Below are 23,338 nucleotides of genomic sequence, written 5' to 3'. Positions count from 1 at the left end.
CACCTGCCCCGTACTCCCGCAGGAGTCTTCGCCGCCTTCCGCTTCAATCAACAGTGCGTATTAATAAAGACTTTCGACTCAACCAAAAAATTATAAAAATAGGTCGTTTTAGTAAAGAATATTGTTATAAATCGTGTTTTTCCCGAAAAAAAGGCACTACTTTGGTGTAAAATTATACATATTTGCAAGTTAAACTAATTTATCGGCGTTTTTTTTTAGTTTATCGGCGAATCTACGATTTTATCGGCGAATCCTAAATAGCAACAAAATTTTAGAAAAAGGTCCTCCATTTTATAGTGAGGATAATGGGCGCCCATCTGATTCCTTTCTTTTAAATATTCAAAACACTTAGCAAGGTTATAAAAGGTGTGTTCGAATACTTTAAGTTGATTGCCTCCCTGTTGATTGGAGCGGAGGGCACTCGACTCCTGCGGGATATAGAGGTCACTGGAGACCCCGCAGGCGCCAAAGGCGCCGAGGAGGCTTCAGGACCTCCCCGCGGAAAGCGAGTGCCAGGAGCGGAAATCAACAGGCCCCATTGCAGGAACAATCAATAAAATTGGTATTTAGATTCTGACAAAACAGAAAATTGCAGAGAAAAATACCCTTTCTCGACAATCTGAGATCCCACTAATAAGGCGGGATTTTTGCAGGTCTTTGACCTTGAGGCTCCGTTCTAATTAAAAAAGTACAAGCATATAAATGAACGATAATGTTTTGTTAATGCTGGAAAGAGGAGGATCATTCATTCTATGCGTGTATCTAATGTAACTGTCCGTAAACGGCTAATGATTGCACTATTCATTGGTATTTTAACCTTCTTGGTTATTGATGTCCGGCTTGGCTATGTACAATTTGTCCTTGGTGATATGTTAACGGATCGGGCCAAGGGTTCTTGGAGCCGGAACATCCCCTTTGAACCTGAGCGCGGCGAAATTGTCGACCGTAACGGTGTAGCATTGGCAACCAATGTTAGTGCTCCGACTGTTTATGTTATTCCAAGGCAGGTAAAAGACCCGGCAGCCACTGCTGAGAAGCTGGCAGATGTGTTAAATATGCCAAAAGACAAAGCATATCGAGAAATAACGAAAAAAGCATCATCGGTCCGGATAAAGGAAGGTAGAAAAATTTCTCATGAAAAAGCAAAAGAAATCAGAGCACTAGGTCTTGAAGGGGTCTATATTGGTGAAGACTCCAAGCGGCATTATCCAATGGGGAGTTATCTTTCTCATGTCCTTGGATTTGCAGGTGTCGACAACCAAGGTTTAATGGGACTCGAGAAGTACTATGATAAAGAGTTAAGTGGTGAACGCGGGGCTGTTAAATTTTACGCCAATGCAAAAGGTGAAAGAATGAATGATATGGCTGACGATTATGAACATCCAATTAACGGCCTTAATTTAAAACTGACGATTGATTCCAAGATTCAGACCGTTATTGAAAGAGAACTGGACATAGCCCAGGCAAAATATAATCCAGATGGAATTGTCGCAATTGCAATGAACCCAAACAACGGTGAAATATTAGGGATGTCAAGCAGACCGACATTTGATCCAGCCAATTTTCGCAATGTTCCCCAAGAGGTTTATAATCGAAACCTGCCTGTCTGGTCCACCTATGAGCCAGGGTCGACCTTTAAAATCATTACCCTTGCGGCCGCGCTTAATGAAGGAAAAGTGGACCTAGAAAAGGAGCATTTTCATGACTCTGGTTCCGTTCAGATAGCCGGAGCAAGGTTAAAATGCTGGAAAAGGGGCGGTCATGGCAGTCAAACCTTTTTGGAAGTAGTCCAAAACTCCTGTAACCCGGGGTTCGTTGAATTAGGTGAGCGTTTAGGAAAAGACAAGCTATTTAAATATATTAAGGATTTTGGATTTGGACAGAAGACTGGAATTGATTTGCAAGGGGAAGGAACCGGGATTTTATTTAATTTAAACCGGGTTGGTCCTGTTGAACAAGCAACCACAGCGTTTGGACAAGGTGTTTCTGTCACGCCGATTCAGCAAGTAACGGCAGTAGCTGCAGCCGTAAATGGCGGAATATTATACAAACCGTTTATTGCCAAAGAATTAATCGATCCGCTGACAAAAGAAGTTGTTATGCGAAATTCTCCCATTGAAAAAAGAAGAGTCATTACGGAGGAAACGTCCAAAGAAATCAGACATGCCCTCGAAAGTGTTGTTGCCCAAGGAACAGGTGGAAGGGCGTTTGTTGACGGCTACCGGGTGGGCGGAAAGACAGGAACAGCACAAAAAGCACAGGGCGGGCGATATTTAGAAAATAACTTCATCGTTTCTTTTATTGGATTTGCCCCTGCCGATGACCCGCAAATTGTTGTCTATGTAGCCGTTGACAATCCTAAGGGAGTTACTGCCTTCGGGGGGACGATTAGTGCGCCAATCGTTGGAAATATTATGAAAGATAGTCTAACTGCGATGGGGATAGAACCGAGAAAAGAGCAAATTGAAAAGAAAATAAAATGGCCGGATACTCCTTTAATAAAGCTGCCTGATTTCCAAGGATTATCGAAAGATGAGCTCCAAGAACAAATTATTAATCTAAGAATTGATGCCAGCGGCGAAGGGGATATTGTTGTGCGGCAATCGCCTGAAGCTGGTACTAAAGTAAAAGAAGGTTCTAAGATTTGGCTTTATTTCGGTAAAGGCGATTAACCTAAAATTGGATGGAATGGCATTGAGAGGGCGGCAGGATTCGATTCCGCCGCCGATTTTTTTATTTATCCTGCATAACTAAATAGCAAAATAAAAAGATTTAATGTAAAATAAGATGGAACTTTTGCAAGAAGTTCTTTTAGGTAATACTTAGCAAGAATGAATGTAAGGTCATGAGAGGATTTGAGTTAAAATGAAGCTGCAAGAGCTGCTAAAGTCTTTGCATCCAATCGTCCCTTTTAAGGGCGAAAACCCAGTTATTACATCGATTGAAAACGATAACCGGAAGGTACAAAAAGGGAGCTTATTTATTTGTATTAAAGGGTACACAGTGGACGGCCACGATTTTGCGGAATCTGCTGTTGAAAAAGGGGCTGCCGCGATACTTGCAGAGCGCCCATTATCTTTAGGAGTGCCCGTTGTTGTTGTTAAGGATACAACAAGAGCAATGGCAGTGCTCGCGGATACCTTTTACGAGCAGCCAACGAGAAAATTGCAGTTAATCGGCATCACCGGTACCAATGGAAAAACAACTACCAGTCATTTAATTGAAAAAATATTTGCTGATGCAGGAGAAAAAACAGGCCTGATTGGCACGATGTATACGAAAATTGCTGACAAGACATTGGAGACCAAAAACACAACACCAGAGAGCCTGACACTGCAAAAGACGTTTCGGCAAATGGTGAATGCGGGCGTCAGTTTAGCAGTCATGGAGGTTTCCTCGCACGCTCTCGACCAAGGCAGAGTCCATAGATGTGATTATGATGTGGCGGTATTTACCAACCTAACGCAGGATCATCTTGATTACCATAAAACAATGGCAGAATATCAGCGGGCCAAGAGCTTATTATTTGCCCAACTTGGCAATACCTTTGATAATGCTAAACCTAAATATGCTATCTTAAATGCTGATGACCCTGCTTCAGATATGTTAACAAGGTCAACGGCGGCAAATGTTATTACATATGGAATTGATGAAAAAGCGGATATTCAAGCAAAAAATATTCAAATGACTCCTAAAGGGACTAATTTTGAAATTTTGATTGAAGATGCCAGCTATCCAATCAACATACAGTTTCTTGGGAAATTCAGTGTTTATAATGTTTTAGCCAGTTTTGCTGCCGCATTAGTATCCGGGATTGGAATCGATGACATTATCGCCTCCATTGAGAGTATGGAAGGGGTAGCTGGAAGGTTTGAGCTTGTGAACGCCGGCCAAGAATATACGGTAATTGTTGATTATGCCCATACACCAGATAGCCTGGAAAATGTGTTAAACACAATTCAGCATTTTGCGAAGAAAAGGATTTTCGTAATCGTAGGCTGCGGCGGCGACAGAGATAAAACGAAACGGCCTTTGATGGCGCAGATTGCCTGTGGGCTTTCAACAGATCCAATTTTCACCTCGGATAACCCAAGAAGTGAAGAGCCGCTGGCAATCCTTAAGGATATGGAGGCAGGAGTAGAAGGTGAAGCCTACCAAGTCATTCCTGACCGTAAAGAGGCAATCAAAACGGCTGTCAGTCAGGCATCAGCGGGAGACGTAATTTTAATTGCTGGAAAAGGTCATGAAACCTATCAAATAATTGGAAATGTTGTTCAAGACTTTGATGATCGGCTGGTGGCTAGGGAAGCAATCGAGGTGAGATAGGGATGTATTTAGCTAGTAAAGACATGGCAGTCTTGTTCCATGGCCAACGAGGAATTAACGACGACTTTTCGTTTTATACGGTTACAGACAAAGCAAGTTTTTCGCAGCCCAAGGGTTTATTTGTCCGAGTAAACGAAGAATCAGGGGACCTTTCAGAAGCTATTGCCAATGGAGCCATCGCAGCCGTTTGGGATGATGAAGAAAAGCTGCCGCAATATACACCAAACCATTTTCCCGTTTTTTTTACCAATGATTCAGCGGAAGCAATAAAAGAGCTAATAAAAATATATAATGAAAAATTAGATGGAGAAACGAACAGTACTATGGAGATAACTAACTTTAAATTTTCAAATAAAAAACTTCTTAATAAAAATAAACAAACATATGATATAGCTGTGATATTAGAAAAACTAACAAATAAAATAGTGCTTGATAAGGAGAGGAGGGGATAAAATGAAGGAACAAGTTATTTTTTTCACAATTATTATGGGCTTTCTTATATCGGTCTTACTTTCTCCGATTTTTATTCCCTTCTTAAGAAGATTGAAATTTGGACAAAGCATTCGCGAAGAAGGACCTAAATCACATCAAAAAAAATCTGGAACCCCAACAATGGGCGGGGTAATGATTTTATTTTCAATCATTATTACGACACTTGTCATGATTGGAAAATATTCAGACCAAATACCAGTTACCGTGTTTTTACTGCTGTTTGTTACTTTTGGTTTTGGTTTGCTTGGTTTCTTGGATGATTTTATCAAAGTAGTCTTAAAACGAAATTTAGGGTTAACATCAAGGCAAAAGCTTTTAGGTCAAATTATAATCTCAGTTATTTTTTATCTAATCTATAAACATACCGGACAATCAACCGAAATCAAACTTCCGTTTGGTGATTACTCATTTGATCTTGGCTGGTCCTATGTATTTTTAATCATTTTCTGGCTGGTTGGTTTTTCAAATGCAGTCAATCTGACAGATGGTCTTGATGGCCTGGTGTCAGGCACCTCAGCCATCGCATTCGGTGCATTTGCTGTACTAGCTTGGAATCAAAACAACTTTGAAATTGCTATTTTCTCGGTTGCTGTTGTTGGGGCAGTCTTGGGTTTCTTGGTATTTAACGCCCATCCTGCTAAGGTGTTCATGGGTGATACAGGGTCACTTGCCCTTGGCGGTGCCATCGCAGGTATCGCGATACTAACCAAACTTGAACTTTTGCTAATTATTATTGGCGGAGTATTTGTTATCGAAACGTTATCGGTTATCCTCCAGGTCGCATCTTTTAAGACGACGGGTAAGCGAATTTTCCGAATGAGTCCTTTGCATCATCACTACGAATTGGTCGGCTGGTCTGAATGGCGAGTTGTTGTTACCTTCTGGAGCGTAGGAATCATCTTGGCAGTACTAGGAATCTATATTGAGGTGTGGTTGTAAGTGAAGCAGATTGATGTGTATCGTCATAAGAAAATCCTTGTTCTTGGGCTGGCAAAAAGCGGGGTAACCGCTGCTGCTCTTTTACATAAGCTTGGGGCATTTGTTACCGTTAATGATAAAAAACCTTTCTCGGAAAATCCTGAGGCACAGGGATTATTAGAGCAAGGAATTAAAGTGATTTGTGGAGATCATCCGATTGAGCTATTGGATGAGGGCTTTGAGCTGATTGTAAAAAATCCCGGGATTCCTTATAATAACCCAATGATTGCCGGTGCCATTGAAAAGGGAATTCCTGTTATTACGGAAGTAGAGCTTGCGTATCAAATTTCAGAAGCACCTTTCATCGCAATTACAGGGACAAATGGAAAAACAACAACGACAACACTCATTTTTGAAATGTTGAACCAAGGAAGCAAACAGCCGTTAATTGCTGGAAACATTGGAACAGTGGCATCAGGTGTAGCGCAAAAGGCGGCGAAGGAAAATACGATTGTGATTGAATTATCGTCGTTTCAGCTAATGGGAATTGACACCTTTAAACCTAGAATTGCCATTATCACAAACCTTTATGATGCACATTTGGATTACCATGGAACTAGAAGAGAATACATGGCGGCAAAGGCGAATATTACGAAAACGCAAACGGAACTAGAATATTTAATCATAAATGCCGATCAGGAAGAAACACTTGAAATTGCCCGCCATTCTAAAGCGAAGATAATTCCCTTTTCTACAAAGAAACAGCTGTCTGAAGGTGCGTTCATTAGCAATGGCTGGATTTGTTTTAATGATGAGCAAATAATGGAGATTGAAAAAATAGCTTTGCCGGGCGTACATAATCTCGAAAACATTTTATCCGCAATGGCAGCAGCCAAGCTTTCCGGTGTAGAAAATAGTGCGATTCAAGAAGTGCTGCAAACCTTTACGGGTGTTAAACATCGTTTGCAATATGTTACTGCAGTGAATGGCAGAAAATTTTATAACGACTCAAAGGCCACTAATATTTTAGCAGCCATCAATGCTCTTGCCGCTTTTGAGGCGCCAATTATTTTACTCGCAGGCGGCCTTGACCGCGGCAATGAATTTGATGAACTGCTTCCTTATTTAAAAAATGTTAAAGCCTTGATTACATTTGGGGAGACGGCTCCAAAGATTGAGCGGATTGGAAGCAAGGCTGGAATAAAAACAATCAAGCGTGTCGATAATGTTGACAAGGCGGTGCCCGAGGCTTATCGTCACTCTGAACCAGGGGACATCGTTTTGTTATCTCCTGCCTGTGCAAGCTGGGATCAATATAAAACTTTTGAAGTCAGGGGAGACATTTTTATAGAAGCGGTGCATAAGCTTAAGTAAGGGCTTGTCTCACCTAGTATCCACATCTGTGGTCCTGCTAAGCCCCCAATACTCGCAGTTGAGGTGGATAGTGTGCCGACAAAGAGAACTACTCCTGATTTTATTTTAATGATCGTAACCTTCACGCTGCTCGCGATAGGGTTAATCATGGTTTACAGTGCAAGTGCAATTTGGGCTGAATATAAATTTCATGATTCCTTTTTCTTTGCAAAAAGGCAGACCCTGTTTGCCGGGGTCGGAATTGCTGCCATGTTTTTTATTATGAATATTAACTACTGGACATGGAGAAGCTGGTCAAAAACAATCATTATTGTTTGTTTTGTGCTGTTAATCCTCGTCTTAATTCCTGGAATAGGAAATGAGAGGAATGGATCAAGGAGCTGGATTGGGGTTGGAGCCTTTTCGATTCAGCCTTCAGAATTTATGAAGCTGGCGATGATTGCCTTTTTGGCAAAATTTCTCTCTGAACGGCAAAAGCTGATTACCTCGTTTAAAAAAGGTCTCATCCCTTCTTTAGGGCTTGCATTTTTAGCCTTTGCTATGATCATGCTTCAGCCGGATTTAGGCACAGGAACCGTTATGATGGGTACATGTGTGGTCATGATTTTCATCGCAGGCGCACGGATTAGTCATTTTGCTTTCTTAGGGCTTCTGGGTGTTGCTGGCTTTATCGGCTTAATAGCTTCCGCTCCATATCGAATTAAGCGGATTACCTCATTTTTAGATCCTTGGTCAGACCCACTCGTGAGCGGATTTCAAATCATTCAATCGCTTTACGCCATCGGCCCTGGCGGATTATTTGGACTAGGCCTTGGTCAAAGCAGACAAAAGTTTTTTTATCTGCCAGAACCACAAACAGATTTTATCTTCGCGATTCTGTCTGAAGAATTAGGATTTATTGGTGGTTCGTTCATTTTACTCTTATTTGCGCTATTATTGTGGCGCGGTATCCGGATTGCTCTTGGCGCTCCAGATTTGTATGGAAGCTTTCTTGCGGTTGGAATTATCGCCATGGTGGCCATTCAGGTTATGATTAATATCGGTGTCGTAACAGGGCTAATGCCGGTAACCGGCATAACACTGCCATTTTTAAGCTATGGGGGTTCATCATTGACCTTAATGCTAATGGCTATCGGTGTCCTCCTTAATATTAGCCGGTATTCAAGATATTAAAAATGATACCCTGTTCTCTGGCAGGGTTCTTTTTTCGTTACATTTAGATAACAATCTTTTTTCATTTGCGTTTTTTAATCTGTTTTTATAGTAAGATAGGTATGCAATCAGGTGTTAAATAGTTAATGAGGTGGAAAAATGAAAATAGTCGTAAGCGGCGGCGGGACTGGCGGGCATATTTATCCGGCACTCGCACTAATCAGGGAAATTCAAAAAGAGAACAAAGATGCAGAATTTCTATACATAGGTACAATAAATGGCTTAGAAAGTAAACTCGTTCCCAGGGAGAATATTGCTTTTAAATCGATTCATATTACTGGATTCAAGCGGAAGCTGTCCTTTGAAAATGTTAAAACGATTATTCGATTTCTGAAAGGTGTAACAGATAGCAAAAGAATATTAAAAGAATTTAAGCCTGACATTGTGATTGGAACAGGCGGATATGTGTGCGGACCTGTGGTATATGCGGCCGCTAAACTGCGGATTCCAACCATTATTCATGAACAAAATAGTGTACCCGGCCTCACGAATAAATTCCTGAGCCGATATGTGAATAAAATTGCGATATGCTTCGAAGAGGCTAAAAATTATTTTCCAGGAGATAAGGTAGTATTTACGGGGAATCCCCGGGCATCTGAGGTAATTGGCAAAGATGGGATAAAAGGGCGGCTGTCAGCAGGACTTAGTACAACCATGCCTGCTGTCCTAATCTTTGGAGGCAGCCGTGGTGCCAGGCCAATCAATGAAGCAGTAGTTAAGGCCTTATCAGAATTGGCTGAAAAGCCTTATCAAGTTCTCTATATTACTGGCGATGTTCATTATGAAGCCGTCAAGAAGGAAGCAGAGTTAATTGGAAGTCCGAGAAATGTCGTGATAAAACCGTTTATTCATAATATGCCCGAGGTTCTTGCCGGTATTGATTTGGTTGTCTCAAGAGCGGGTGCAACAACACTGGCAGAAATAACTTCACTTGGCATTCCAAGCGTTCTTGTCCCGAGTCCGTATGTTACCAATAATCATCAAGAGAAGAACGCTCGATCCTTAAGTAACCATGGTGCGGCAGAATTACTTTTAGAAAAAGATTTAAATAGTAAAAGTCTCGTCAACTCCATTGATCAAATTCTTTTAAATAATGAAATTGTAAAAGAAATGAAAGTAAAGGCGAAAAAAATCGGAGTCCCAGATTCCGCAGAGAGGCTTTACTCATTAATGAGACAGCTTGTTAAAGAAAAACAAAAGTAGCCCAAATCGATTTTGGTGCATAAACTAAAGTTAAGTGTATATTGGAAAGTTAGGTGGTAAATATGGACGGAATTGTAACAGAATTACAGGCTTTAAATATTGGGAAGGTAAAGAAAAATGAATCTCTTGCCCAACATACGACAATTAAAATTGGCGGTCCAGCCGACCTGCTTATTGAACCTTCGTCAGTAGAAAACTTAAATCATGTAATGGGTGTAATTAGAAAACACCGCTTAAAGTGGCGGGCAATTGGCAGAGGGTCTAATCTTTTAGTCTCTGATAAAGGGATTGAAGGGGCAGTGATTAAGCTCGGTTCCGGTTTGGACCATCTTGAAATTAATGACACCGAAATTACAGTCGGCGGCGGACATTCGCTCGTCAGCTTATCGACATTAATTAGCAAAAAGGGGCTGACGGGACTTGAGTTTGCCAGCGGTATCCCAGGGTCTGTCGGCGGGGCTGTTTATATGAACGCCGGTGCACATGGTTCAGATATAAGCAAAATTCTAACTAGGGCACGTATTCTTTTTGATGATGGAACGATGGAGTGGCTTTCGTCTGCAGAAATGGAATTTTCCTATCGTACCTCTGTCCTCCAGAAGAAACGTCCAGGAATTGTCGTCGAAGCTGTTTTTCAGCTTGCACAAGGTGATCGAGCAGCAATTGTTTCACAAATGCTAAAGAACAAGGATTATCGAAAAGAAACACAGCCGTGGAATTTCCCTTGCGCCGGCAGTATTTTTCGAAATCCCCTGCCTAATTACGCCGGTAAATTAATTGAGGTCGCCGGATTAAAGGGCTTCAGTATTGGCGGTGCAAAGATTTCAGAAATGCATGGAAATTTTATTGTCAATGCCGGTAACGCTACTGCTGGAGATGTACTTGCCTTAATTGAGCATGTAAAGGATACCATTTACAGTTTATATGAAATAAAAATGGAGACCGAGGTAGAAATAATCGGAAGAAATTAAACTTACTTTTCTTGTAAGAAATCCCTTACGAATGACAAAAATTGTGTTATAATAACTGATAATATAATAGGTGGAAAGCCTGAAGATGATGAATGACGGCATGATTTCTCGTGCCGTTGTTTCTCATTTCATGGTAGCCACATCGATTTTTTTTTAGGACAAGCTGATGTTGTAATTTAGGGCAGCCGCTTTATGTGGAGGAATCACGAATGGAAAAAGGTAAAATTGTTGCTCTTGAGGATCGTATTCCTAAGCTTAAGGAGCAAAGAAGGCGGAAAGCAAACAGACGTCTAGTGCTCTTGTTAATTTTGTTTTTTACATTGATTGTCGTCATTGCCTATACACAATCACCTTTTAGTCACGTTAAAACCATTACAATAAAGGGGAATGAAGTCTATTCTCGTGGAGAAATAATCAAGAAGAGCGGCCTTTCGAAAGACACGAATATTTGGAAAGTTAGGAATAGCACTATTGCTTCCAAATTACAGCAATTATCCGAAATAAAGAAAGCCGATGTTAACATTCAATGGCCAAACACGGTTCTAATTCAAGTAAAAGAGTATAAAAGAATAGCCTATCTTAAGCAAGATACAAACTACTTTCCAGTAATGGAAAATGGTAAAATCCTGAAGGATAGACAAGCGGAAAAAATTCCTGTTAATTCTCCGATTCTTTTGGAATTTAAAGAAGGGGCTGCCCTTAACGAAATGATGAAAGAGTTAGAAAATCTTCCAAGTGAAATTTTAAACTCCATTTCCGAAATTTATTATTCTCCGAAAAAAACCGATCAATATCATATTTCCTTATTTATGAATGATGGCTTTGAGGTAAGTGCGACATTAAGAAGTTTTTCAGAAAAGATGGTTCATTATCCCTCAATCATCAGCCAATTAGATCCTAACAAAAAGGGACTCATCGATTTGGAAGTAGGTTCATATTTTAAGGCTTTTGAACCGGAAGTGGAGGGAAAAGAAGTTGAAAAAGATCAAGGTGAAGGGTAAACATTTTATCTTGTCCCTTGTCTGTCTTGTACTTGGGTTTATGATTGCCTTCTCCTATCATCTGACTCAAATTGAGAACCAAAATGAACATCTCAATAGGTCAGGTAAACAATATGAAAAGACGCTTGTTTTAAGAAATCAATTGATTGCCCAAGAAGAGACGAATCGTAAGCTTCAAAAAGAATTACATCAAAAGCAAGACAAGGTACTTAAAAATGAAAAAGACCTGGCAAAGGAAGCCCAAGTTTTTCTTAATCAGGCTGAAGATACAGAAAAATATCGGATGTTTCTAGGGAAAGTAATGGTAAAAGGGAAGGGAGTAAAAATTACTCTTTCCGATGGTGACTATGACCCAAAAGAAGTGAATATTAATAATTATCTTGTCCATGAACACCATGTATTTAAAGTGGTAAACGAACTATATATTTCTGGTGCAGCAGCGGTTGCGATAAATGGCCAAAGGCTGACGAGCCATTCTTATATTGTATGTAATGGGCCAGTCATTACCGTTGATGGTGTTCAGTATCCAGCTCCGTTTGTCATTACAGCAATCGGGGATTCTGATGTACTTGCCTCCTCTATAAACTTGACTGGAGGAGTAAGGGACCAGCTAGTTAATGATAACCTAGTTTTTACACTTGAAAAAGTAAATGAAATGATCATGAATCCAATTTTAGGAAGTTGATTAAAAGTCCACTTTAAGATTAATTTAAAGGTTAGGTAAAAATAATGGACAAGCCCAAAATGAATGTTAGTTTTACCTTAATTGCTGCAGTTGTCGGTTTTATGATTGCGATTCAATTCCAAACAGTGAAGAAACCGAATGAGCGGGATACCCGCGATGTTTGGCAGCTACGCGCGGCCTTACTGAAAGAAAAAGAACTTCAGTCCAATTTATTGGGTGAGATTCGTTCTAATGAAGAAAAAATATCAGCCTATGAATCTGAAAGAAAACAGAGTAAGGAACAGGCATTACGGGATACATTGCAGGAATTAAAAATGGAAGCGGGGCTGACGGAAATTTCAGGTCCAGGTATTACACTGCAAATTGAACCTGTAATTGAGGATATCAAGCTAGGCGCTCCTGTTACAAAGGTCGTTTCACCCGAACTCCTAAAAAGGCTGCTGAACGAATTGAATATGTATGAAGCAAAATATCTGGCGATTGATGGTCAAAGAATTATTAATACCACTGTAATAAGAGACATTAATCGGGAAACTAAAATTGACGGGCATACACTCAAGAGTTTGCCGATAGAAATTAAAGTCGGCGTTGATACGATTAATACTGCTGAAAAATTGTCTAACCGGATGAAAGTATCAAATGCCAGGGATGAATTCTTTACTGAAAGCTTGAGACTTACCGTTTCAGAAGCAAATCCAGTCGTGACGATCCCTGCCTATGATAACCCAATTCGGATTAAATACATGGAGCCGATTAAAGAAGGGGGCGGTTCCTAATGTGGCTTCCGTTTGTGGGACTAATTATTGGAATCATTCTCGGTTTATTAACGGAAATTCGAATTCCTGAAGAATATTCCAATTATTTATCAATTGCAGTCTTAGCAGCCCTTGATACGCTTTTCGGGGGAATCAGGGCCTACTTGCAAAATATTTATGATGATAAGGTATTTGTTTCTGGATTCTTTTTTAATATAATACTAGCAGCAAGTTTAGCTTTTCTCGGTGTTCATCTTGGTGTAGACTTGTATTTAGCAGCAGTTTTTGCGTTTGGAGTCAGGTTGTTCCAAAATATTGCTGTCATTAGACGAATATTATTGACAAAATGGTCACCAAACAAAGAAAAAGTAGAAAAAAATTGATATTTTTTAAAGGGAAATATTTTAGTTGTGACGAATAATTTTATATGATATTACTATGAAAACATTTAATTGAACAAAAGAAATTGTTGTTCGACCTATGGAAATTAAAAGGAGGTGCCAAAGAATGAACAGCAATGAAATATATGTTAGCCTTGACATCGGTACATCCAGTGTAAAAGTAATCATTGGGGAAATGGTCAATGACTCGGGCAAAGACTCGTTGAATATAATTGGTGTTGGCAATGTGAAATCTGAAGGCTTACGAAAAGGGTCGATCGTCGACATGGACGATACCGTTCATTCTATTAAGCGGGCGATTGAGCAGGCGGAAAGGATGATTGGAGCGGAGATTAGGGAAGTAGTGGTCGGGATTTCCGGGAACAACGTCATACTCCAGCAATGTCACGGTATTGTAGCTGTTTCCAGCCAAAATCGGGAAATTACCAATGAAGATGTCATTCGGGTTATTGAGGCTTCCCATGTCGGATCGATTCCACCAGAACGAGAAAACATTGGCGTCATCCGAAAACAATTTATCTTAGATGGTAAGGATGAAATTAATGACCCAAGAGGTATGATTGGTGTTCGTTTGGAAATGGAAGGATCGCTTATTACCGGCTCTAAATCGATAATCATTAATACCTTACGTTGTGTTGAAAGAGCTGGACTTGAAATTTTAGATATTATCTTGCAGCCTCTGGCAGCAGGTGATTATGCTTTATCCAAAGATGAAAAAAATCTCGGTGTAGCCTTAATCGATATCGGCGGCGGGTCTACTTCAATCGCACTATTTGAGGAAGGATTTTTGAAATCGACAAGTGTGATTCCCGTTGGCGGGGATTTGCTTACAAATGACCTTTCAAAGGTTCTGCACACGTCTACCGAGGATGCCGAGAAAATCAAAGTGAAATATGGACATGCCTTCTATGACAATGCTTCAGAGGATGAATTCTTCAGCGTTCCAATTATCGGAAGCGATCAGCATCAGCAATTTAATCAGCTCTATGTTTCTGAAATTATTGAAGCAAGAATGGAAGAAGTCTTTGAATTGATAGCGCATGAATTGAAACGGTTAGGCGTGACAGATTTACCAGGTGGTTTTGTTTTAACAGGCGGCACAGCAAAGATGCAGGGAATATTGGAGCTTGCACAGGATATCTTTCAAACTCCAGTCCGTATTGCCTCGCCTGATTACATTGGTGTAAGAGAACCTCAATATACAACAGCGGTTGGCTTAATAAAATATGCTTACAAGAATACTAGATTGCCTGGAGGAACCAACGGCGGTACTTCAGCGGTGTCAGAGCCAGCCGAAAAAAGAATGCCAAAGCAACAGCAGCCTAAAGTAAAAGTAGAAAAACATCCGGAAGATAAGATGTCATCAAAAGTAAAAAAATTCCTTGGTTACTTTTTCGAATAATTTAAGCGAAAAGGAAATCGACGAATTAGGAGGATTTGTCATGTTAGAATTTGATACAAATTTAGATTCTCTCGCAACAATAAAAGTAATCGGTGTTGGCGGCGGTGGAAATAACGCGGTAAACCGAATGATTGAACATGGCGTTCAGGGTGTGGAATTTATTGCGGTTAATACGGATGCGCAAGCCTTAAATCTTTCAAAAGCAGAAGTAAAAATGCAGATTGGTTCAAAACTGACTCGCGGCCTTGGAGCTGGAGCTAATCCTGAGGTTGGGAAGAAAGCAGCAGAAGAAAGCAAAGAGCAAATTGAAGAAGCGCTTAGGGGCGCTGACATGGTGTTCGTTACGGCAGGTATGGGCGGAGGAACTGGTACGGGTGCAGCGCCGGTTATCGCGCAAATAGCCCGTAACCTCGGTGCATTGACGGTTGGTGTTGTTACCCGTCCATTCACATTTGAAGGCAAAAAGCGGTCGAATCAAGCATCAGGCGGTATCGGGTCTATGAAAGAAGCCGTTGATACACTAATTGTTATTCCAAATGACCGCCTTCTTGAAATCGTTGATAAAAGTACGCCAATGCTCGAGGCGTTCCGCGAAGCGGATAATGTCCTGCGCCAAGGGGTTTCAGGTATATCCGATTTAATTGCTGTACCTGGACTTATAAACTTGGACTTTGCAGATGTGAAAACAATTATGTCTAACAAAGGCTCTGCCTTAATGGGAATTGGCGTTTCCTCAGGAGAAAATCGCGCCGCTGAGGCAGCGAAGAAAGCGATTAGCTCTCCGCTATTAGAAACGTCCATTGATGGAGCGCAGGGTGTGTTAATGAATATCACAGGCGGTACAAATTTAAGTCTGTATGAAGTTCAGGAAGCAGCTGATATTGTTGCAAGTGCATCGGATCAAGAAGTGAATATGATTTTCGGTTCCGTTATCAATGAAAATCTTAAAGATGAAATCGTGGTAACGGTTATTGCAACAGGATTTAATGAAGAAGGTTCACAGCCAAAGGTAACGCGCCCGTCTTTTGGACAAGCTAAACCGACTACCGGACCTGTCAAGCGAGAGCACAAACGTGAAGAAACTCCGCAAGAACCAGTCCGGAATACAAATGTATCACAAGAAGAGACGTTGGATATTCCAACCTTCTTGCGCAACAGAAATCGCAGAAGATAATTTCAATAATAGTTAAGGCATGGTCCCACGGGGCTATGCCTTTTTTGTTTATTCTTTATTTGACAAAATCCGTTTGGAATAGTGAAAATTTCTGTTTTTTTGATTACAGAAAGTGACACACTTCAGCCGTATAAGTACGTTATACTTTTTCGTAAACAGAAGTAAGGAGGAAGCTGATTGGTTGTTTATTTAGATATTATCTGGGCTCTGAATTTATTATTTGACAGCCTACTCCTTTATTTAACAGCCATATTTCTTAAAAGAAACATTCGCCTATGGAGAATACTCGCCGGTGGATTTACCGGTTCATTAATTATTTTATTGTCGTTTACACCATTAAGTCACTATACAAGCCATCCGATTTCAAAGCTTATCTGTTCAATGATGATGATATTGATTGCCTTTGGATATAAGCGGTTGACCTTCTTTATGAGGGCATTAATGACGTTTTATGCCGCTACCTTTTTTATTGGCGGTGCCATCATGGGTGCTCATTACTTTATTCAATATGATTATGAGTGGTCGACAAAGGTTTTAAAAGGGTTTGGCGATCCAATTAGCTGGCTGTTCGTCCTGATTGGTTTCCCGGTTGCCTGGCACTTCTCAAGAAAAAATGGAGAAAGTATCGAGATGACCAAAATTCAATTCGAACAAATTGTTAATGTGAGGTTGAATATTGAGGGTGAAAGCTTAGTTTTTAAAGGATTAGTGGATAGTGGCAATCAACTATATGATCCGTTGTCGAAGCTGCCAGTCATGTTTGTTTCTATCAAAAATCAAATCGAGACGATTTCCGAAACAATAAAAAGATTGGCCGCCTACCCGGAACCACTAATCATGGGTAATGAGAAATTTCCTGACGAATGGCAAAATAGGCTCAGAATCGTCCCATGCCGTGTGATAGGACAAGAGCATCAGCTTATTATTGCCGTCAAACCCGATTTTATTTTAATCGAACAAAGTGGTTCACAGTACTTATGTGAAAAAGGTCTTGTCTCCTTTACGATAAAGGAACTTTCTGCTGATGATGCGTTTCAATGTATTGTTCATCCAAAGATGTTAACCGGGATGAAACAGCAAGAGGAGGCTGTGAAGGTAAGTTAATAATACTATACTCAGAAATAACATAATTTAGAAGGAGGAACTTACATGAATAAATGGAGACTTCGCTTATCCTACTACTGGTACAAAATACTAATAAAATTGGGCTTAAAATCGGATGAAGTTTATTATATTGGCGGAAGCGAAGCCTTGCCGCCTCCTTTGAGTAAAGATGAGGAGGAGTTGTTATTAAAAAAACTGCCTGGTGGTGATAAGGCAGCGAGGTCGATCTTAATTGAACGGAACCTAAGGCTGGTTGTTTATATTGCCAGAAAGTTTGAAAATACGGGGATTAATATTGAGGATTTAATTAGTATTGGCACGATTGGTTTAATTAAAGCGGTTAATACCTTTAACCCTGAGAAAAAAATAAAACTTGCTACATACGCATCAAGATGTATCGAAAATGAAATTCTTATGTACTTACGGCGAAACAATAAAATTAGATCAGAAGTTTCCTTTGACGAACCGCTCAATATTGACTGGGATGGGAATGAGCTGTTATTATCCGATGTCTTAGGAACGGATGATGATATTATTACAAAGGACCTGGAAGCAAATGTTGATAGGAAACTTTTAACAAAGGCATTGCATCAGCTTACCGATCGTGAAAAACAAATTATGGAGCTTCGGTTCGGCTTAACAAACGGGGAAGAAAAGACACAAAAGGATGTAGCAGACATGCTGGGGATATCGCAATCTTATATTTCAAGATTGGAAAAAAGAATTATTAAACGGTTACGGAAGGAATTTAATAAGATGGTATAAACGGAAGCGGGAAAAAGAAAAAAGTTTCCATTAAAAAAACCCTTTTATTTCACGATTTAATTGCATTTTTCGACATTTATGCACCTGTCCCGTGTTGTGGGCAGGTGCATATTTTTCCTTCTCAAGGAAATACTGTTTTTTGTACAGCAGCTCCTGTGAGGAGGGAAAAGGATTGACTCGAAATAAAGTTGAAATTTGCGGTGTGGACACATCAAAACTTCCTGTTTTAAAAAACGAAGAAATGAGAATACTCTTCAAGCAAATGCAAGAGGGCGATATATCCGCCCGGGAAAAGCTCGTCAATGGTAACTTACGCCTCGTACTAAGTGTGATTCAGCGCTTTAACAACCGGGGAGAGTTTGTTGATGACCTGTTTCAGGTTGGCTGTATTGGCCTGATGAAATCGATTGATAACTTTGATTTAGGTCAAAATGTAAAGTTTTCCACTTACGCCGTACCGATGATAATTGGAGAAATTCGCAGGTACTTGCGTGATAATAACCCAATTCGCGTTTCACGTTCTTTAAGGGATATTGCTTATAAGGCCCTTCAGGTAAGGGAGCGGTTAATGAGCGAAACCTCACGTGAACCGACTGCACAAGAGATCGCCAAGGTCCTGGAAGTACCGCATGAAGAGATTGTATTTGCCCTGGATGCCATTCAAGATCCAGTGTCCCTATTTGAGCCGATTTATAATGATGGCGGCGATCCCATTTATGTTGTTGACCAATTAAGCGATGAGAAAAGTAAAGATATCCATTGGATTGAAGAAATTGCTTTAAAAGAAGGCATGCGCAGATTAAATGAACGTGAAAAATTAATATTACGGAAACGGTTTTTTCAAGGAAAAACACAAATGGAAGTCGCGGATGAAATCGGGATATCCCAAGCACAGGTTTCACGTCTAGAAAAAGCGGCCATAAAACAAATGAATAAAAATATTCAAAGTTAAAGCTGTCCAAACCGGACAGCTTTATTTTTATATCAGAATTTATATCATTGGACTTTGAGAAATGTCCAGCTCCAGCACCCTAGCGGCTATTGTCCTTCGCGCTCCGCCCTACGATAAGTCAACATCGGGCAGCGAAGCTCACCGTGTTTCCTTTATCTCAGTTGGAGCGCTCCAGGCCATACGCCGCTGACCAGGGCGCTTACGCTTTTCTTTTTTTCTTTTACTAATTTGCCAAGTGCTGTCATATATTTTTTATAGTAATGTAATTGGGAGTGGTGGATATGGTGAAGATTTCCGAATTCCAGATAAAAGATGTGGTCAATGTATCAGATGGCAAAAGGCTTGGTAATATTGGTGATATAGAAATTAATTTAACGACTGGGAAAATAGAAGCGGTCGTCATCTCCGGCAGCGGCAGAGTATTAGGCTTTTTTGGTAAGGATGAAGACATCGTTATTCCCTGGAAAAATATTATTAAAATTGGTCAAGATGTAATCTTGGTCAGGTATCGGGGAAGTGTCGAGAAAATATCTGAAGAGGCTGAAGTTTGACAAATACCTTTTACAGTGACCATTCTCTCTTTTCATGGTAAACTAAAGAAAAAAATAGAGGTATTGACATGGAGCCCTTTGTCTTAAAAAATCAATCCTATTTAACCATTGAAAGCTGGACCAAGCAATTCCCGGGATTGGCCGCCGGTATCACAACTAAATGCGGAGGTCTGAGCAAAGGGAGTTTCGAGACCCTGAATCTCGGCTTTCATGTCGGCGATGCCAAAAGCTGCGTTTGCTCAAATCGAGAAATAGTCGCAGAGCTGCTGGAATTTCCGCTAAACTGTTGGGTGGGTGCCGAACAAACCCATGACATTGCCGTTAAAAAGATAACAAAAGCAGACCGCGGAAAAGGGTCCGATTCCTATGAACATTCATTTAAAGGCACTGATGGTTTTTATACGAATGAAGAGGGCATCCTGCTAACGCTTTGTTTTGCCGACTGTGTCCCTCTTTTTTTTATTGCTCCTGAAAAAAAGATGATTGGGGCGGCACATGCAGGCTGGAAAGGGACAGTTGGAAAGATTGCAAACGAAATGATCCAAGCATGGGGCAGGGAAGGGATTAAGCCTGAAGAGATTTTTGTCGCAATTGGACCGTCTATTTGTGAAGAATGTTATCTTGTTGATGAACGGATTATTAACTTAGTTGAAAATACACTAGAAGATAAAGACAGATTACCATATAATTTAATTGAAGATGGTCAATATTCATTAGATTTGCGAGAATTAAACAGGCAAATACTCTTAGAAGCGGATGTACCGGTTCAAAATATCCTTTCGACCGGATTTTGTTCCAGCTGCAACCAAGAGGAATTTTTCTCGCACCGCCGTGACCAAGGCGGGACTGGAAGAATGTTAAGTTTTATCGGCTGGAAGGAGACTGCGGATCGTTTATGAGAGTAGCAGCAAAGTTTGAACAAATTAAACAACAAATAAATGAAGCGTGTCTTAAAGTAAATCGAAACCCGGATGAAGTGAAATTGATTGCTGTCACAAAATATGTAAGTATTGAACGCGCTTCTGAAGCGTTCGAGGCAGGGATAACAAATCTAGGTGAGAACCGTGATGACGGCCTGCTTGCAAAGTGGACGGTATTAAGGGACAAGCCTGATTGGCATTTTATTGGCTCCCTCCAGACCCGTAAGGTGAAAAATATTATTGACAAGGTTGAATATATCCATTCGCTGGATAGGCTTTCACTTGCCGAAGAAATAAATAAACGTGCAGACCATAAAATTAAATGTCTCGTGCAGGTAAATGTTTCACAGGAAGAATCCAAACATGGATTATCAGCTGGAGAGACAATTGAATTTATTGAATCACTTTGGCCTTTTGATAATATAAGTGTTGAAGGATTAATGACCATGGCTCCGCTCACGAAGGATGAACAAATTGTTCGTGACTGTTTTCGCAAATTAAGGGAACTTCGCACACAAGTACAAGACCGGAATTTAGATTTTGCTCCTTGCACGGAATTGTCGATGGGAATGTCGGGTGATTTTCCAATTGCGATTGAAGAAGGGGCAACAATGGTAAGAATAGGTACTGCACTTGTCGGTGAAGATGGTTAGGAGAGAAAAAAATGACGATTAAATCAAAATTAAAAACATTTTTCTTTTTAGATGATGAATATGATGATAATAATGATGAATATGTAGAACCGAGTGAACCTGTCAAACAAAGACAGCAGCAGCAGCAGCAGCCTGTTAAAAACAAAAATGTTATCAGCCTGCAAAGCGTCCCAAAGTCGTCAAATTCTATAAATCCGTCAAATGGTTCAAAGGTCATTTTAGTGGAACCGCGTTCGTATTCGGAGTCAACGGATATTGCTGACCATTTAAAAAGTCGCCGCGCTGTTGTCATAAACCTCCAGCGCATTGATAATGATCAAGGCAGGCAAATTATTGACTTTATCAGCGGTGTTGTATATGCCATTGGCGGCGACATCCAAAAAATTGGCTTAAGTATTTTTTTATGTGCGCCTGATAACGTAGAGGTTTCTGGGAATATTTCGGACCTTATTCCTGACCATGATAATCAAAATACGAGGTGGTAATGTAAATGGCATTTGTTTTTAGTCTATTGCAACAGGTAATTCAAATTTATTCGTGGGCATTGATTGTCTATATTTTAATGTCATGGTTCCCGAATGCAAGGGAATCCGCAATTGGCCAATTTTTGGCGAGAATTTGCGAACCCTATTTAGAACCATTCCGAAAGATTATTCCACCAATTGGGATGATGGATATTTCGCCAATTGTTGCCTTCCTTGTGTTAAACTTTGCAAACAGCGGGCTCTCTAGAGTTTACCAATGGCTCGTTTAAGAATTTAATCATAGGTTGTGTGTTAATTAATGAACATTTATCAGCATTTCCGTCCAGAAGAACGGGAATTTATTGACCAAGTAGCCCAGTGGAAAAGTTATGTCGAGACCCACTATACGCCAAAGCTGACTGATTTTCTTGACCCAAGGGAACAGCATATTCTCAAAATGCTCATTGGCGAAAATGGCGATGTGAGCTATCAGCTTTTTGGCGGCAGTCATGATTTAGAACGAAAAAGAGCCTTCATCTACCCAGATTATTTGACTGCAAATGGTGATGATTTTCAAATTAGCCTTTTCGAAATTCACTATCCAACGAAGTTCGTGACAATTGAGCATCGTCAGGTTTTGGGAACGCTGATGTCCTTAGGGTTAAAACGGGGGAAATTTGGCGACATCCTTATAAAGGATGATAGAATACAATTTTTCGCTGCTAAGGAAGTTAATGAGTATATTAAAAGCAATCTTGAATCAATTGGCAGGGCAGGTGTCAAGTTAATTGAAACACCGATTGAAGAAGCGATTTCTGCAAAAGAATTATGGGCAGAGAATGATTTAACAGTATCTTCTTTACGGCTGGATACTGTTATTTCTGGTATATATCATCTATCTCGGCAAAAATCACAAACCCTTATTCAGCAGGGGCTTGTTAAAGTAAACTGGACCTTAACCGAAAACCCGTCGTTTTCTTGTGAAATCGGTGACATGATTTCCATTCGTGGTCATGGAAGAGCAAAAATTATTGCGATTGAGGGAAAAACTAAAAAAGAAAAATGGCGAATAATCAGTGGAAAGCAAAAATAATTTCATTTTTAGTGCAGGATTATTGAAAAACGTGTCGAATATTTTCTTATACATATAAAAGTACAGTTCTTATGGAGGTGGCATCATGCCGTTAACGCCGTTAGATATTCATAATAAAGAGTTTAATAAAGGGTTTCGCGGGTACGATGAAGATGAAGTCAATGAATTTCTTGACCAGGTAATTAAGGATTATGAATTAGTCCTCAGAGAGAAAAAGGAAATGGAAGAACGCTTGAATGAAATGAAAGATCGTCTTGGCCATTTTGTGAATATTGAAGAAACGCTCAACAAATCAATTATTATTGCCCAAGAAGCGGGCGAAGATGTAAAGCGTAATGCGCAAAAGGAAGCCAAGCTGATTATTAAGGAAGCGGAGAAAAACGCGGACCGGATTGTCAATGAATCCTTATCTAAAGCCCGAAAAATTGCCCTTGAAATAGAAGATTTAAAGAAGCAGTCAAAAGTGTTCCGAACTCGTTTTAAAATGCTGATTGAAGCACAGCTGGATATGCTGAGCACAGATGATTGGGATCATTTATTAGAGTATGAAGTGGATGCAACCGAGTTAAAAATTCATCAAGAAGAAGATTCCTTAGCTTGACGAATTGGCATTATCTCGCATATAATTTTTTAATAAACGATAGACATGACTATGACAGGGACAGTACAATTTTTCTATATACTTTCTTAAGCGAACCGGGGAGGGTGAAAGCCCGGTAAAGCAGAAGAATTGGAAGATCACCCTCGAGTTCCGGACCGAATTCCATAATGGTTAGTAGGCTCAGGCGTGTTATTCACGTTACGAATGGTAAAGAGGATAGTGTGTTTTCATTTCATACTATTTATCAGGGTGGTACCGCGGGAATTAAACCTTCTCGTCCCTATTTTGGGATGAGAGGGTTTTTTTATTGTTCTTAATGGC

At 40.2% G+C, this 23,338-nt stretch carries 24 protein-coding genes and 1 other annotated feature; all 24 genes read left to right on the top strand.

What is annotated here, in order from left to right:
- The first annotated feature begins 752 nt into the window (after positions 1–752).
- Positions 753–2,672 (top strand): stage V sporulation protein D, encoded by a 1,920-nt coding sequence (locus tag ACIQCO_RS02520; RefSeq protein WP_400425536.1) that lies wholly within the window; start codon positions 753–755, stop codon positions 2,670–2,672.
- A 193-nt stretch (positions 2,673–2,865) separates the two neighbouring features.
- The gene (locus tag ACIQCO_RS02515; RefSeq protein ID WP_400425533.1) at positions 2,866–4,326 is read left to right on the top strand and encodes a UDP-N-acetylmuramoyl-L-alanyl-D-glutamate--2,6-diaminopimelate ligase; all 1,461 of its coding nucleotides are present in this window, start codon (positions 2,866–2,868) and stop codon (positions 4,324–4,326) included.
- A gap of 2 nt (positions 4,327–4,328) precedes the next feature.
- The gene (locus ACIQCO_RS02510) at positions 4,329–4,778 is read left to right on the top strand and encodes a hypothetical protein (protein ID WP_400425530.1); all 450 of its coding nucleotides are present in this window, start codon (positions 4,329–4,331) and stop codon (positions 4,776–4,778) included.
- A 1-nt stretch (position 4,779) separates the two neighbouring features.
- A complete protein-coding gene (gene mraY / locus ACIQCO_RS02505; protein WP_400425528.1) occupies positions 4,780–5,757 on the top strand; it encodes a phospho-N-acetylmuramoyl-pentapeptide-transferase in 978 nt (325 codons plus the stop codon).
- Positions 5,758–7,110 carry a UDP-N-acetylmuramoyl-L-alanine--D-glutamate ligase gene (gene murD / locus ACIQCO_RS02500; RefSeq protein ID WP_400425525.1) on the top strand — a complete coding sequence of 451 codons (1,353 nt, stop codon included), beginning with the start codon at positions 5,758–5,760 and terminating at the stop codon, positions 7,108–7,110.
- A gap of 72 nt (positions 7,111–7,182) precedes the next feature.
- Positions 7,183–8,283 (top strand): stage V sporulation protein E, encoded by a 1,101-nt coding sequence (gene spoVE, locus ACIQCO_RS02495; RefSeq protein WP_400425522.1) that lies wholly within the window; start codon positions 7,183–7,185, stop codon positions 8,281–8,283.
- A gap of 138 nt (positions 8,284–8,421) precedes the next feature.
- Positions 8,422–9,525, top strand: coding sequence for an undecaprenyldiphospho-muramoylpentapeptide beta-N-acetylglucosaminyltransferase (murG, locus tag ACIQCO_RS02490; RefSeq protein WP_400425519.1), 1,104 nt, complete (start codon positions 8,422–8,424; stop codon positions 9,523–9,525).
- Between the two features lie 62 nt (positions 9,526–9,587).
- Complete coding sequence (murB, locus tag ACIQCO_RS02485) at positions 9,588–10,496, top strand: UDP-N-acetylmuramate dehydrogenase (RefSeq protein ID WP_400425516.1); 909 nt, start codon at positions 9,588–9,590, stop codon at positions 10,494–10,496.
- Between the two features lie 209 nt (positions 10,497–10,705).
- Positions 10,706–11,497: a cell division protein FtsQ/DivIB gene (locus tag ACIQCO_RS02480; protein ID WP_400425513.1), complete on the top strand. Its 792-nt coding sequence runs from the start codon at positions 10,706–10,708 to the stop codon at positions 11,495–11,497.
- Positions 11,472–12,182, top strand: a complete 711-nt coding sequence (locus ACIQCO_RS02475) for a DUF881 domain-containing protein (RefSeq protein WP_400425511.1) — start codon at positions 11,472–11,474, stop codon at positions 12,180–12,182. The genes ACIQCO_RS02480 and ACIQCO_RS02475 overlap by 26 nt, the downstream gene beginning before the upstream one ends.
- A gap of 44 nt (positions 12,183–12,226) precedes the next feature.
- Positions 12,227–12,958, top strand: coding sequence for a DUF881 domain-containing protein (locus ACIQCO_RS02470; protein WP_400425509.1), 732 nt, complete (start codon positions 12,227–12,229; stop codon positions 12,956–12,958).
- Positions 12,958–13,320, top strand: a complete 363-nt coding sequence (locus tag ACIQCO_RS02465) for a small basic family protein (protein WP_400425506.1) — start codon at positions 12,958–12,960, stop codon at positions 13,318–13,320. Before ACIQCO_RS02470 ends, ACIQCO_RS02465 begins: the two co-directional genes overlap by 1 nt.
- Positions 13,321–13,444: 124 nt before the next feature.
- Positions 13,445–14,740 carry a cell division protein FtsA gene (ftsA, locus tag ACIQCO_RS02460; protein ID WP_400425503.1) on the top strand — a complete coding sequence of 432 codons (1,296 nt, stop codon included), beginning with the start codon at positions 13,445–13,447 and terminating at the stop codon, positions 14,738–14,740.
- Positions 14,741–14,780: 40 nt separating this feature from the next.
- A complete protein-coding gene (gene ftsZ, locus ACIQCO_RS02455) occupies positions 14,781–15,914 on the top strand; it encodes a cell division protein FtsZ (protein ID WP_066085121.1) in 1,134 nt (377 codons plus the stop codon).
- 177 nt (positions 15,915–16,091) lie between these two features.
- A complete protein-coding gene (gene spoIIGA, locus ACIQCO_RS02450) occupies positions 16,092–17,018 on the top strand; it encodes a sigma-E processing peptidase SpoIIGA (RefSeq protein WP_400425500.1) in 927 nt (308 codons plus the stop codon).
- Positions 17,019–17,063: 45 nt separating this feature from the next.
- Positions 17,064–17,783 carry an RNA polymerase sporulation sigma factor SigE gene (gene sigE, locus ACIQCO_RS02445; protein WP_400425497.1) on the top strand — a complete coding sequence of 240 codons (720 nt, stop codon included), beginning with the start codon at positions 17,064–17,066 and terminating at the stop codon, positions 17,781–17,783.
- A 172-nt stretch (positions 17,784–17,955) separates the two neighbouring features.
- The gene (gene sigG / locus ACIQCO_RS02440; protein ID WP_400425494.1) at positions 17,956–18,735 is read left to right on the top strand and encodes an RNA polymerase sporulation sigma factor SigG; all 780 of its coding nucleotides are present in this window, start codon (positions 17,956–17,958) and stop codon (positions 18,733–18,735) included.
- Positions 18,736–19,016: 281 nt separating this feature from the next.
- Positions 19,017–19,286 carry a YlmC/YmxH family sporulation protein gene (locus ACIQCO_RS02435; protein WP_024026908.1) on the top strand — a complete coding sequence of 90 codons (270 nt, stop codon included), beginning with the start codon at positions 19,017–19,019 and terminating at the stop codon, positions 19,284–19,286.
- 68 nt (positions 19,287–19,354) lie between these two features.
- Positions 19,355–20,185: a peptidoglycan editing factor PgeF gene (gene pgeF / locus ACIQCO_RS02430; RefSeq protein WP_400425490.1), complete on the top strand. Its 831-nt coding sequence runs from the start codon at positions 19,355–19,357 to the stop codon at positions 20,183–20,185.
- On the top strand, positions 20,182–20,859 hold the full coding sequence (locus ACIQCO_RS02425; protein ID WP_400425487.1) for a YggS family pyridoxal phosphate-dependent enzyme: 678 nt from the start codon (positions 20,182–20,184) through the stop codon (positions 20,857–20,859). The genes pgeF and ACIQCO_RS02425 overlap by 4 nt, the downstream gene beginning before the upstream one ends.
- Positions 20,860–20,870: 11 nt before the next feature.
- Positions 20,871–21,344, top strand: a complete 474-nt coding sequence (locus ACIQCO_RS02420) for a cell division protein SepF (RefSeq protein WP_400425484.1) — start codon at positions 20,871–20,873, stop codon at positions 21,342–21,344.
- A gap of 5 nt (positions 21,345–21,349) precedes the next feature.
- The gene (locus ACIQCO_RS02415) at positions 21,350–21,613 is read left to right on the top strand and encodes a YggT family protein (RefSeq protein WP_400425482.1); all 264 of its coding nucleotides are present in this window, start codon (positions 21,350–21,352) and stop codon (positions 21,611–21,613) included.
- A gap of 29 nt (positions 21,614–21,642) precedes the next feature.
- On the top strand, positions 21,643–22,416 hold the full coding sequence (locus ACIQCO_RS02410) for a YlmH family RNA-binding protein (RefSeq protein WP_400425480.1): 774 nt from the start codon (positions 21,643–21,645) through the stop codon (positions 22,414–22,416).
- Positions 22,417–22,501: 85 nt separating this feature from the next.
- Complete coding sequence (locus ACIQCO_RS02405) at positions 22,502–23,017, top strand: DivIVA domain-containing protein (protein WP_400425476.1); 516 nt, start codon at positions 22,502–22,504, stop codon at positions 23,015–23,017.
- A gap of 42 nt (positions 23,018–23,059) precedes the next feature.
- Positions 23,060–23,302: a binding site (T-box leader), on the top strand.
- The last annotated feature ends 36 nt before the right edge of the window (positions 23,303–23,338 follow it).

Origin of the sequence: Neobacillus sp. NPDC093127 (assembly GCF_044754175.1) — a bacterium.
Lineage (GTDB): Bacteria > Bacillota > Bacilli > Bacillales > Cytobacillaceae > Neobacillus.
Note: the sequence above shows the minus strand (reverse complement) of the source record. Positions and strands in the feature narration are given on the sequence as shown.

Coding starts and splice junctions, on each gene's coding strand:
- ACIQCO_RS02465 (WP_400425506.1), top strand. CDS start 12,958: ATGTGGCTTCCGTTTGTGGGACTAATTATTGGAATCATTCTCGGTTTA.
- murG (WP_400425519.1), top strand. CDS start 8,422: ATGAAAATAGTCGTAAGCGGCGGCGGGACTGGCGGGCATATTTATCCG.
- ACIQCO_RS02520 (WP_400425536.1), top strand. CDS start 753: ATGCGTGTATCTAATGTAACTGTCCGTAAACGGCTAATGATTGCACTA.
- ACIQCO_RS02515 (WP_400425533.1), top strand. CDS start 2,866: ATGAAGCTGCAAGAGCTGCTAAAGTCTTTGCATCCAATCGTCCCTTTT.
- ACIQCO_RS02405 (WP_400425476.1), top strand. CDS start 22,502: ATGCCGTTAACGCCGTTAGATATTCATAATAAAGAGTTTAATAAAGGG.
- ACIQCO_RS02480 (WP_400425513.1), top strand. CDS start 10,706: ATGGAAAAAGGTAAAATTGTTGCTCTTGAGGATCGTATTCCTAAGCTT.
- ACIQCO_RS02410 (WP_400425480.1), top strand. CDS start 21,643: ATGAACATTTATCAGCATTTCCGTCCAGAAGAACGGGAATTTATTGAC.
- ftsA (WP_400425503.1), top strand. CDS start 13,445: ATGAACAGCAATGAAATATATGTTAGCCTTGACATCGGTACATCCAGT.
- ACIQCO_RS02510 (WP_400425530.1), top strand. CDS start 4,329: ATGTATTTAGCTAGTAAAGACATGGCAGTCTTGTTCCATGGCCAACGA.
- sigE (WP_400425497.1), top strand. CDS start 17,064: ATGAATAAATGGAGACTTCGCTTATCCTACTACTGGTACAAAATACTA.
- ACIQCO_RS02420 (WP_400425484.1), top strand. CDS start 20,871: ATGACGATTAAATCAAAATTAAAAACATTTTTCTTTTTAGATGATGAA.
- ACIQCO_RS02425 (WP_400425487.1), top strand. CDS start 20,182: ATGAGAGTAGCAGCAAAGTTTGAACAAATTAAACAACAAATAAATGAA.
- murB (WP_400425516.1), top strand. CDS start 9,588: ATGGACGGAATTGTAACAGAATTACAGGCTTTAAATATTGGGAAGGTA.
- pgeF (WP_400425490.1), top strand. CDS start 19,355: ATGGAGCCCTTTGTCTTAAAAAATCAATCCTATTTAACCATTGAAAGC.
- ACIQCO_RS02435 (WP_024026908.1), top strand. CDS start 19,017: ATGGTGAAGATTTCCGAATTCCAGATAAAAGATGTGGTCAATGTATCA.
- ACIQCO_RS02470 (WP_400425509.1), top strand. CDS start 12,227: ATGGACAAGCCCAAAATGAATGTTAGTTTTACCTTAATTGCTGCAGTT.
- ftsZ (WP_066085121.1), top strand. CDS start 14,781: ATGTTAGAATTTGATACAAATTTAGATTCTCTCGCAACAATAAAAGTA.
- ACIQCO_RS02415 (WP_400425482.1), top strand. CDS start 21,350: ATGGCATTTGTTTTTAGTCTATTGCAACAGGTAATTCAAATTTATTCG.
- mraY (WP_400425528.1), top strand. CDS start 4,780: ATGAAGGAACAAGTTATTTTTTTCACAATTATTATGGGCTTTCTTATA.